Raw genomic sequence first — 10,467 nt, forward strand, 5'->3', positions numbered from 1 at the left:
CGGCTTCGGTGATGTCCCACGCCCTCCATTACGCGGGGGCGGTCTATGAGGGCATTCGCGTCTACGGCGGCCGGGCCTTCGAGCTTGACCGTCACGTCTCGCGTCTCGTAGCTTCCGCTGAGCACCTCGGATTCGGCTTGCCGCTCGACGGGCGACGGATCTGCCTCGAGATCGAGAGCTATCTCGCAGTGCTCGACGTGAGCGACTGCTACCTCCGGATCATCGCTTGGCGCGGAGAGGCGCTGGGGCTCGGCGGAGAGGGGGCGCCCGTCCATCTCGCATTCGCTGCGGCGGTGTGGCCCGCTCCGTTCGCCACCCGAGACGGCATCGACCTCAGCTGGTCGCAGTGGCGGAGGCCAGCTCCGGACACTGTTCCGGTTCTGGCCAAATGCTCGACGGTCTACACGATCGGCACACTTGCCGCACAGGAAGCGCGCCAGGCGGGTGCCGACGACGCGCTGTTCACGACGCATGACGGCCGGCTTGCGGATGTCACGGGAGCGAACGTCTTCCTGGTCTTCGGCTCCACGTTGGTGACGCCAATCGCAGACACGTTTCTCGGAGGTATCACGAGACGCACGATCCTGAACGGTGCTGAGTCCTTGAGTCTGCGAACGGAAGAACGCCATGTCCGGCCGAGTGAGGTGTTCGAGGCGGATGAGGCTTTCGTCTGTGGCACTGCGTACGAGGTCGTCCCGGTCCGGAGCGTGGATGGGCGCGTGCTGCCGAAGACAGACATAGGACGGACTGTGCAGCAGTGGTACTTGGAGACGGTTCATGGCCGATAGCTCGAACGACCGCACCCGCGACGTCGCCGGTTCACGGCTCTTGATGATCGGGCTCGACTGGCCGGCGGTCGATACTGCAGCGGCCCTCGGCGTCGAGACGGTGGTCATCTGCTCACGAGCCAGTGCGCGAGCTGGGCTTCGTGAGCTTGGAGACTTGCCAGTCCTGCTGGTCGAGGACCACAGTCGACTCGACGATTGTCTCGCCGCTCTGATGCTCGCCGGCTCGCGTCCCGAGCAGTTCGACGGTGTATACACGACGGACGAGTTCGCGCTCGGCGCCTGCAACGCGCTCGCCGCGCTTGCCGACACGTCGCGGCTCACCCGCTCGGGTGATGTCTCGGTCTTCCGGGACAAGCGCGTGCAGAAGAGCGCGGTCCAGGCAGTGGGGATCCCGACCGCCGCCCATTGGCCGATTCCAGATGTGCGGACGTTCGACGCCGGTTCAGTACCCTGGCCTGGCTCGTACGTGTTGAAGCCGGCATCGCGCGCAGGGACGATGCACACCGCGATCGTCCGGAATGAGCCCGAGCTCCGTGCGGCATTGATCGCCCTCGGCGAGTCCGACGCCGGCGACAAGGACTTCCTCCTCGAATCGTGCGTCGACGTCGCGAAGGAGTGGGTGGTCGACGGGATCGTCTTCGACGGTCGCATCGAGTTCCTCTCGATGAGTCACTACGGTGCTCCGCCGCTGCAATCGCTGAGTGCCGGTGCGCCGATGACGATGGTGAAGCTCGACCCGGCACAAGCGCCTGACGTGTACAGGGACGTGTCGCCGATGGCTGAGTCGGCGTTGTCCGCCCTCGGCGCCTGGCGCGGGGCATTCCATATGGAGATCTTCTGGTCGCCGACCGACGGCTACGTCTTCGGTGAGTGCGCCCTCCGGCGTGGAGGGGCCTTCACCTTCGAGCAGCTGCTCCTGAAGTACGGCTTCTCGATCGTCGAGGCAGCCATCCGCTGCGCGCTCGGGCGACAACCGCAGCAGTCGACCGCGACGCGTTCCGGCATCGTCGGCACGACGCAGTTGCTGACGTCGGAGGGCACGATCCTGACGGTTCCGACGCTCGACGAGGTCCACCGCCAGAGCGGCGTCGAGTTCGCCCGGTACTTTCTCGCCCCCGGATCGGTTTTGCGGCACGGAGCCGCCCACGGAACGCACATCCGTACCGCTGAGGCACTCATCACCGCGCCCGATCTCGCCCAGTTCGACGAGCGGGTCCGCCTGCTCCAGTCCTGGTTCGCAGACCAGGCCGAGATCGCACCAGCGGCGTCGGACACCGCCGGGCTTCGGGCCTGGCAACGCGTGCACTTCTCCGAGGCAGTGAAGTCGGAGTGGACCTTCGGTCTGCATACCCGGTCGGGGGATCAGTGACCTCGCTGCTGCACGGACTGCGCGCCGGCTGGCATCTTCCGAACGATCTCAGTGACGGGGATCGGCGGACGGTCGTCGCCATGCTGTCCAACGGACTTGCGAAAGCCGTGGCGCGCGGAGGATTCGTGGCGCTGTCGGTCATCTACCTGTCGAGTGGGCTGCGCATCGATGAGCAGACGGTCGCGGTCGCCGTCTTCATCACAGGGGCGTTCGGGCTTGTCGGGTCGCTCTTCGGCGGGTTCGTTGCCGACCACTTCAGCCCGAAGGCGGTCACCGTCGGTTCGTCCTGCGGTGTCGCAGTCGGGTACGGCTCGCTCGTGTTCTACGACGACTGGCTGATGGCTGTCATCGCGTTCAGCGTGGTGGCTGCATTCGACCGGAGCTCCGCGGCGACTCTCGCGACGTGGATCGGTCAGCGGCTGCCGACCGCGGCCGCGACGAGGTGTCGCGCTCTGATGCGTGCGGTCGGCAATCTCGGCATCGCGATCGGAGCCGCGCTCGCTGCGGTCGTCCTCGTACTTCCTGACCCGACTCCGTACGGCGCAGCGTTCCTTGCGATGGCGGTAGCTGAGATGGGAGGCATCTTCCTGCTGCTGCGCGCCCCTCGGCCGAAGCCGGTCGACGCCCGACCGGTTGGGGAAGGATCGCCGCTGTCGGTGTTCGCCAACCACGGATTCACGGTCTTCGTCCTCGGGATCGCCGCGCTGTCGTCGTTCTACCTGATCCTGGACTTCCTGCTGCCGCTGTGGGTGTCGACCGGAACTGAGGATCGCTACGTCCTCATCCCCGTCGCGATCGTTGTCAACACCGTCCTGGTCGTCTTGCTGCAGGTCCCGATCTCCTCCCTCGCCGACACACCCTCACGGTCGGCTCGTGCGCTCGCTCTCGCGGGCGGACTCCTGTTTGGCGCGACAGCGTTGTTCGCTGCCTCGACGCTGGTCCCTGACCTGCCGGGCGCCTCGCTGTTCTGCGGGGCTGTCGTCGTCCTCACCCTGGCCGAGCTGTTGACGTCGGCCGCCGGGTGGACCCTGAGCTACGCCTACGCGCCACCGCAGCGGATCGGCGCCTACCAGGGCGTCTTCGGTTTCGGAACATCGCTCGGGGTCATGGTCGCGCCTGTCGCGCTCACCGCGATCGTCATCCGGCCATCGGTCGGAGAGACCGCGGTCGGATGGCTGATCCTCGGAGGTGCGTACGCGATGATCGGCGGTCTGCTGTGGGTTGCAGTGTCGCGCCGGTTCCGAGCCCAGAAGCACTGATGGCCCCTGGGGCACAGCAGTCGAGGACTGCGTCGCGGCGTTCGTGGGGGCAGGGGCGACAGCGAATGCTCGGACCGTATCCTTCACCAACGATCGTCCTTACTGAAGGATGGCTCCATAAACTTCAGTAACGCCCCTCCCTGCTGAAGCCTGTCGGGCGCCGAGGTGCGCTCTGAGCCGTCGCCAGCACCAATGAGACGCGCCGGTTTGACTCTCCCGTAGGGGGAGGCGTGATGCTTGAAGCATGTTGCACATCGGAGAGTTCGCAGGCATGACCGGGTTGAGCGTGAAGGCGCTCCGCCACTACGACGAGAAGGGTGTCCTGGTTCCGGCCGACGTCGATCCCGACTCCGGCTACCGCCGCTACGGCGAGGAGCAGGTGCGTTCGGGCGTGATCGTGAAGGCCCTCCGCGATGCCGGTGTTCCCCTCGCCGCGGTGGGTGTCTCCGTCGCCGGCGCCGACCCGTCGACCGCGATCGACGTGCACCATCGCCTGGTCTTGGAACAGCGGGAGCAGGAGGACCACGCGTTCGCGCAGGCCCGCTCGGTCGTCGCGTCGCTCGCGGCACCGGTCGAGATCCTCGAACGGGCGCTCCCACCCCAGCCCTACGTCGGACGGGTGCTCACTGTGCCCCGCGGTGATGAGGACGCCGTGACGGACGACGACGCGAACGAGCAGTTCTCGCAGCTCTACGTCGCCCTGCAGGAAGCCGGCGTCGGCCCGACGGGCACGTTCTGGACCGCGCTCCGTCCGGGTGAGCAGGGCGCGGTCGAGATCGTCTGTTGCTGGCCGACCTCGTCGCAGCTCGAACCGACGTGGGGTGGTGACGAGACCACGGTCGACGTGCTGCCCGAGCGGACCGAGCTCGCCGCGGTCTGGCGATCCGAACCGGGCGTCGAGCTCCCGGAGGGATCGACCCACCCCGCGGTGGTCGCCCTGTTCGACGCGATCGCGGAGCGGGGGATCACGATGCCGACCACTGAGCTCCGGCAGCGGGTGCTCGGCCAGACCGCCGACGAGTACACGGTCGAGGTGTCGATCACCCTGCCGTGAGGTCGCTCTCCCACCGCGCTTCCCGGGGGCGTGTCAGGCCGGGTCGTTAGGCTGGAGTCGTGGCCAACAGCAAAGATTTCGACACCCGGTACGAGCTCCGTGAGTTCCCGTTCGCGAACGGGGCCGACGGCGAACCGACGCCCGAGAGCCTTGCAGCCCTCGACGCCATCGGATTCGGCTTCCACGAGTCCACCCCCAAGCCGGAGGCGCGCAAGCGCAAGGTGAACGAACTCATCGCCGACGAAGCGGTCCTGCTCGGCGCCTATGTCCGCAAGCCGCAGCCCGGTTCGGTCGATGAGACCTGGCCCGCCGGCACCTTCTCCTGGTTCCCGAAGGCGCTCAGCTGGGGCGACGGCAGCAGCATCAACACGCAGGCGATCTCCGACGTCACTGTCCGCCCGACCGAGCGCCGCCGCGGGATCCTGCGCCGCATGATGACGCAGGCTCTGGAGCGCGGCGTCGCCGACGGCTATGCGATCGCGGCCCTCACCGCCAGCGAGGGCACCATCTACCGTCGCTTCGGGTTCGGCTCCGCGATCCGTGAGCGCAACGTCGTCGTGAAGCGCGCGAAGGCGCTGCCGTTCCTCGCGCCGACGAGCGGCATCGTGTCGGTCGTCACCCCCGAGTACCTGGTCGACGGCGTCGCACGACAGGTGTTCGATCGCTTCGACGAGCGCTCGATCGGGTCCATGGTCCGCAACACCGGATCCTGGCCGCTGGTCCTGGGCACACTGGGTCGCGATGGTGAACCGGCGAAGGACACCCGCGCCGCCGTGCACCGTCCCGCCGACGGCGAAGAGGTCGACGGCTACGTCACGTGGCGCATGGTCGAGCAGCCCGGCGGACAGACCGGTATCGAGATCATCGACCTCGTCTACGCAACGGACGCGGCCTACCTGTCGCTCTGGGAGTTCCTGCTCTCCATCGACCTCAACGACGTCGTGAAGTACAACCGCGCCCGGCTCGACGACCCGATCGTCTCGGCCCTCGGCGACAACCGTGCCTACGACATCGAGCACGAAGAAGACCACGTGTGGCTGCGCGTCCTCGACCTCCCGGCCGTGCTCGCGTCACGGCCATTCGCGGTCGACGGCACGTTGACGATCGCCGTGACCGACGCCCTCGGCTACGCGGCGGGCACCTTCCGCCTCGAGGTGACCGGTGGCCGTGGAACCGCCACGAAGCTGAGCGATGAGACCGACGCGGCCGGCGCCGACCTCGCGCTCGACGTCGCCGACCTCGGCTCGCTCCTGCTCGGCGCGGTCTCCCCGGTGTCGCTCGCCGCAGCCGGTGTGCTGCAGGCGGCCGACCCCGCTGCGCCGCTCCTGCTGCGATCGATGCTCCAGACGCCGCGCGCGCCGCACGGGATCACCTTCTTCTAGGGCGGTCCCGAGCAGCGACCCGCGGACATCGCGCTGTCGCGGATCAGTCGCGTTGCTCGATGAGGGTGAGCTGCGTGCCGTCGGGGTCGATGAGGAATCCGGCTCGGAGTCCCCAGTCCTGCATCCGGACCGGGTGCAGGCGAGGCGCGCCGACGGTCGCCTCGGGGACTCCTGAACGTCGGATGGCGTCGTAGAGTTCGTCGACGTCGGCCACACGCAGGCAGCACATGAAGTTACTCGACGCGGGGTCGAGGTCGGGTGCCGGGAAGAACTCGAGCTGCAGACCACCGCGGACGAGGATCAGCCAGCCCTCGTCTCGGAACGTGCGCTCGAAGCCGAACGCCGAGTAGAACGTCTCCGTCGCGTCGAAGCTGCGTGACGGCAGGTTCGGTGTCGCGCGGTCGTGTCGTGTCGAGGTCATGGAGTCGATGATCGCAGCGTGACGGGCGGCTGGGAAGATCAGGCCGACGCGGACGGTGTCGCGAGTCGTTCCCGGAGGAAGGCGACCACGCGCTTGCGTGCTTCGAACGCCGGGTGGCCGTCGCGCTCGCGGACCTCGCCCGTGAGGACCGAGTGCGCGGTCTTCGAGAAGCCGGCCGCGTTGCCGGGAGAGGAGTCGAGTTCGATGACCTCGAACGCGTCACCGAGCTTGGCCGCGATGGTCGCGAAGCGCTCCCGTGGGACGGCTCGATCCTCGCTGAAGCGGAGGCCGAGTGCGCAGACCGAGCCCTGAGCTGCGCGGGCTGCGACGGCGTCGAACTCGGCGCTGGACATCCCGGGGTCGATGCGGCGGGCCCGGCTGACGGGGAACGGCGTGGACGGCTGGCTCATGACGGACGCGAGGACGTGCTCGTCGACGGCAGCCGCGAGCGCGAAACCGCCGGTGAAGCACATGCCGATGACGCCGACGCCAGGGCCCGGCGTGCGGGCCGCGAGGTCGCCGGCCAGTGCCCGGACGTGGTCGGCGACCGGTCGGTGGGCGCCGGTCGCGAACGCCTTGAACTCGGCGGAGACGCAGACCTTGCTGACGCTCGCGAGCGTGTAGCCGAGGGTCCCCTCGTGTCCGGGCGTCCCGAACGGTGACGGGATCGCGACGGTGAAGCCCTCCGCGACGAGGTGCTCCGCGAGCCCGAGGACCTCGGGCGTGAGCCCGGGCAGCTCGGGGATGAGGACGACGCCCGGCCCGGACCCCTTCTCGAAGCGGTCGTGCGTGACGCCGCCGCCGGTGAACGGGGTCCGCACCCAGCCGGTGAGGTCTGCGCGCGGAGCGGTGTCGGTGGTCGCATCGTCGGTCATGGGGTGAGCGTAGTCCTGGTCGCTGCGGCCGATCTGCTGGATCGTGGCACGTCCCGCCTGGGAAGCCACCCGCCGTTCACCTCCCGGTCACCGCCGCTCCTCCACCCGGCCACCCCACGCCGATGGGATGGGACGTGATCCCCGTCCCTTCGTGCCCTGGAGACCCATGCCCCGCCTCAACCGCGTGTTGACGATGACCGCCGCGTGCGCCATCGGTGCAACCGCCCTCATCGCGACGCCAGCCGCCGCCATCGCCGCCCCAGCGCCGGGGCTCCAGATCAACGAGGTCGAGTCCTCCGGGGGCGTCCCCGGCGACTGGATCGAGTTCACCAACACCGCGTCGACCGCGGTCACGCTCGACGGCTGGGTCGTGAAGGACAACAAGGACGACAGCAACTACGCGTTCCCGGCCGGCACCGTCGTCGAGCCCGGTGCGTTCCTCGTCGTCGACGAGGACCAGCTCGGGTTTGGCCTCGGCAAGGAGGACTCGGTCCGCCTGTTCGACCCGACCGCGGCGATCGCCGACGAGTACTCGTGGACCGCACACGCGCCGGTCACCTACGGCGTCACCGCCGACCGCGCCGGCTGGGCCGAGACCACCGAGTCGACGAAGGGCGCCACGAACGTCTTCACCGCACCCGAGGTCCCCGAGACCGACGGTGAGATCCGCATCAACGAGATCGACTCCCAGCCATCCGACTGGGTCGAGTTCTTCAACCCCGGCACGACGGCCCTCGACATCTCGCGCTACGAGATCCGCGACAACTCCGACGACCACCGCTGGCAGTTCCTGCCCGGCACGTCGATTGCTCCCGGCGAGTTCCTCGTGGTCGACGAAGCGACGATCGGCCTGGTCGGCGGTACCGAGACGCAGGGCGCGTTCCGTGACCCGATCGGCATCGGCAGCGCCGACGAGATCCGCCTGTTCGACGCGACCGGCACGCTCATCGACCGCTCGGGAACGTGGAGCGGCCACGCGGCCATCGACGGCGACTTCATCGCTGCGACGCTCGCCCGCTGCCCCGACGGTGAAGGCGCCTTCACGCTCGCACGCATCACCAAGGGTGCCGCGAACGACTGCGTCCTCCCGAACGTCGCGATCAACGAGGTCGAGTCGAACAAGGACACGACCGACTGGGTCGAGATCGTCAACCTCGAGGCGACCGCGCTGGACATCTCCGGCTGGACGCTCATGGACAACGACCCGGTGAGCCACGCCGCCGAGACGACCCCGCTGCCCGCGGGCACGATCCTCGAGCCCGGCGCCTACTTCGTCTTCGACCAGAACGTGAACTTCGCGTTCGGGCTCGGCAACGGCGACACCACCACCGTGCGGAACGCCGCCGGCGCGACGGTCGCCGAGTACACCTACGCGGCCCACGCGGACGGCGTCTTCGCGCGCTGCCCCGACGGCACGGGCGAGTTCGTCGACACCGCCGTCTCCACCAAGGGCCTGCGGAACGCGTGCGGCAACCCGGTGCGCATCAACGAGGTCGAGTCCGACGGCGGATCGCCCGACGACTGGATCGAGCTCGTCAACCCGACGACCGCCGCGCTCGACGTCTCCGGCATCGTCGTGAAGGACGACGACGACACTCACGCCTACGCCATCCCCACCGGCACGAGCATCGCGGCCGGCGGCTACCTCGTCATCGAGCGCGCAGCCCTCGGCTTCGGTCTCGGCGGCGGCGACACGGTCCGTCTCTTCGAGGGCGACGCACTGCTCGACTCGACCACCTGGAGCGAGGGCCACCCGGCGAACACCTGGGGACGCTGCCCCGATGCGACCGGCGCCTTCGCAGCGACGGCCGAGGCCACCAAGGGTGCGGCCAACGTCTGCGCCGGTGAGATCCCGGTCGGCCCGTGGCCCGGTTCGCCCGACGTGACGGTGCTCGACACCACGCCGATGTTCCTCGAGGACAGCTCCGGCCTCGACACCCAGGTCACCGCCGACGGCGCGTTCCTCTGGGCGGTCGACAATGGCACCGGCTCGTTCTGGAAGCTCGCGATCGCCGCAGACGGTTCGGTCTCGTTCGTCGACGGTTGGGAGAAGGGCAAGCGCGCCCGCTTCCAGAAGGACGCGTCGAACCCGTCCGCTGCCGGCCCCGACACCGAGGGCATCACGGTCGACGGCGCTGGTTCCGTCTATGTCGGCGTCGAGCGCGACAACAGTGTGAAGGGCACGACGCTCAACGCCGTGCTCAAGGTCGACCCGAACGCGCCCGGCCCCGACGTCGTCGCCTCCCAGGAGTGGGACCTCACGGTCCTGCTGCCGACGGTCGGTGCGAACCTCGGTGTCGAGGCCGTCGAGTGGGTGGCCGACGGCGACCTCGCCGGCAAGCTCTTCGACGACAACACGAAGGCGACGTACGACCCGGCGAACTACGCGGGCCATGGTGACGGACTGTTCTTCGTCGGCGTCGAGGACACCGGCGACGTGTACGCCTTCGCACTGAACGCCGACGGCTCGGCCACGCTGATCTCGACGATCGACCCGGGCCTCCCAGCGGTCATGGCGCTCGACTACGACACGACGCTCGGCGTGCTGTGGGCCGTGTGCGACGACGGCTGTGCGGGTACCGGTGCACAGATCACGCTGAACGGGACCGAGCAGCCCGGGATCGCTCAGGTCGAGCGTCCGGCGGGACTGCCCAACCTCAACAACGAGGGCTTCGCGACCGCGCCGGCCTCGCTGTCAGTCGACGGCAAGCGTCCCGTGTACTGGTTCGCCGACGGCTACGCTTCCGAGGCCCTGCGTCTCGGGTCGCTGCCAGGGACGACCACGCCGCCCGTGACGCCCCCGACCGGTGGGGTCACGCCACTGCCCGGGACGAGCTTCACCGAGGCCAACCGCGGTGCGATCACGCTCGCCGACACGGTGCGGCGGGGCGAGACCGTGACGGTCGGACTCGAGGACCGCTTCGCCGCGACGGCCGTCGAGGTGTGGCTGTACTCGACGCCGGCGCGAATCGCCACCGGCACGACGAACGCCGCCGCTGACCTGTCGGCCACGATCCCGGCCGACGCGACGCTGGGCGACCACCGGGTCGCGGTCTACGCGGCCGACGGCTCGCTCATCGGGTGGACCGAGGTGCGGATCGTCGCGGCCGACGGGACGAGCGTCGACGGTTCGGCGTCGGGCGGCTCGCTCGCGACGACGGGTACCGAGCTGCCGTTCGGCACGATCGGCGCGGGGGTCCTGCTAGTCCTCCTCGGTGGTGTCCTCGTCGCGATGCGTGCGCGTCGTCGGGCGGCCTGACCGACTGAACGTCCGACGGCCCCGGGAGCACACTGCTCCCGGGGCCGTTCGCGGCACCGG

8 protein-coding genes are annotated in these 10,467 nt (G+C 69.1%); 6 read left to right on the forward strand and 2 right to left on the reverse strand.

What is annotated here, in order from left to right:
• Nucleotides 1-11: 11 nt before the first annotated feature.
• From IFU11_RS17785 to IFU11_RS17805, 5 genes are all read left to right on the forward strand, one after another.
• Nucleotides 12-788, forward strand: a complete 777-nt coding sequence (locus IFU11_RS17785) for an aminotransferase class IV (RefSeq protein ID WP_192019816.1) — start codon at nucleotides 12-14, stop codon at nucleotides 786-788.
• Nucleotides 778-2,157: an ATP-grasp domain-containing protein gene (locus tag IFU11_RS17790; protein WP_192019817.1), complete on the forward strand. Its 1,380-nt coding sequence runs from the start codon at nucleotides 778-780 to the stop codon at nucleotides 2,155-2,157. The genes IFU11_RS17785 and IFU11_RS17790 overlap by 11 nt, the downstream gene beginning before the upstream one ends.
• An 80-nt stretch (nucleotides 2,158-2,237) precedes the next feature.
• Entirely contained in the window at nucleotides 2,238-3,416 is a 1,179-nt protein-coding gene (locus IFU11_RS17795) for an MFS transporter (RefSeq protein ID WP_192019818.1), read from the forward strand.
• Between the two features lie 244 nt (nucleotides 3,417-3,660).
• Nucleotides 3,661-4,470, forward strand: coding sequence for a MerR family DNA-binding transcriptional regulator (locus tag IFU11_RS17800; RefSeq protein ID WP_192019819.1), 810 nt, complete (start codon nucleotides 3,661-3,663; stop codon nucleotides 4,468-4,470).
• Nucleotides 4,471-4,529: 59 nt separating this feature from the next.
• Nucleotides 4,530-5,852 (forward strand): GNAT family N-acetyltransferase, encoded by a 1,323-nt coding sequence (locus IFU11_RS17805; protein WP_192019820.1) that lies wholly within the window; start codon nucleotides 4,530-4,532, stop codon nucleotides 5,850-5,852.
• 43 nt (nucleotides 5,853-5,895) lie between these two features.
• On the opposite strand, the gene IFU11_RS17810 is transcribed toward IFU11_RS17805, so the two are convergent.
• On the reverse strand, nucleotides 5,896-6,273 hold the full coding sequence (locus IFU11_RS17810) for a bleomycin resistance protein (protein WP_124767467.1): 378 nt from the start codon (nucleotides 6,271-6,273) through the stop codon (nucleotides 5,896-5,898).
• Nucleotides 6,274-6,311: 38 nt separating this feature from the next.
• Nucleotides 6,312-7,148, reverse strand: a complete 837-nt coding sequence (locus IFU11_RS17815) for a dienelactone hydrolase family protein (RefSeq protein ID WP_192019821.1) — start codon at nucleotides 7,146-7,148, stop codon at nucleotides 6,312-6,314.
• Nucleotides 7,149-7,314: 166 nt separating this feature from the next.
• On the opposite strand from IFU11_RS17815, the gene IFU11_RS17820 reads away from it, so the two are divergent.
• Nucleotides 7,315-10,407: a lamin tail domain-containing protein gene (locus IFU11_RS17820; protein WP_192019822.1), complete on the forward strand. Its 3,093-nt coding sequence runs from the start codon at nucleotides 7,315-7,317 to the stop codon at nucleotides 10,405-10,407.
• The last annotated feature ends 60 nt before the right edge of the window (nucleotides 10,408-10,467 follow it).

This window comes from Plantibacter sp. CFBP 8804 (assembly GCF_014841225.1).
Lineage (GTDB): Bacteria > Actinomycetota > Actinomycetes > Actinomycetales > Microbacteriaceae > Plantibacter > Plantibacter auratus.

Bases quoted from the DNA above. Each gene is read 5' to 3' on its own strand.
- IFU11_RS17815 (WP_192019821.1), bottom strand. From the start codon at position 7,148: ATGACCGACGATGCGACCACCGACACCGCTCCGCGCGCAGACCTCACC.
- IFU11_RS17800 (WP_192019819.1), top strand. From the start codon at position 3,661: ATGTTGCACATCGGAGAGTTCGCAGGCATGACCGGGTTGAGCGTGAAG.
- IFU11_RS17790 (WP_192019817.1), top strand. From the start codon at position 778: ATGGCCGATAGCTCGAACGACCGCACCCGCGACGTCGCCGGTTCACGG.
- IFU11_RS17795 (WP_192019818.1), top strand. From the start codon at position 2,238: ATGCTGTCCAACGGACTTGCGAAAGCCGTGGCGCGCGGAGGATTCGTG.
- IFU11_RS17820 (WP_192019822.1), top strand. From the start codon at position 7,315: ATGCCCCGCCTCAACCGCGTGTTGACGATGACCGCCGCGTGCGCCATC.
- IFU11_RS17785 (WP_192019816.1), top strand. From the start codon at position 12: ATGTCCCACGCCCTCCATTACGCGGGGGCGGTCTATGAGGGCATTCGC.
- IFU11_RS17810 (WP_124767467.1), bottom strand. From the start codon at position 6,273: ATGACCTCGACACGACACGACCGCGCGACACCGAACCTGCCGTCACGC.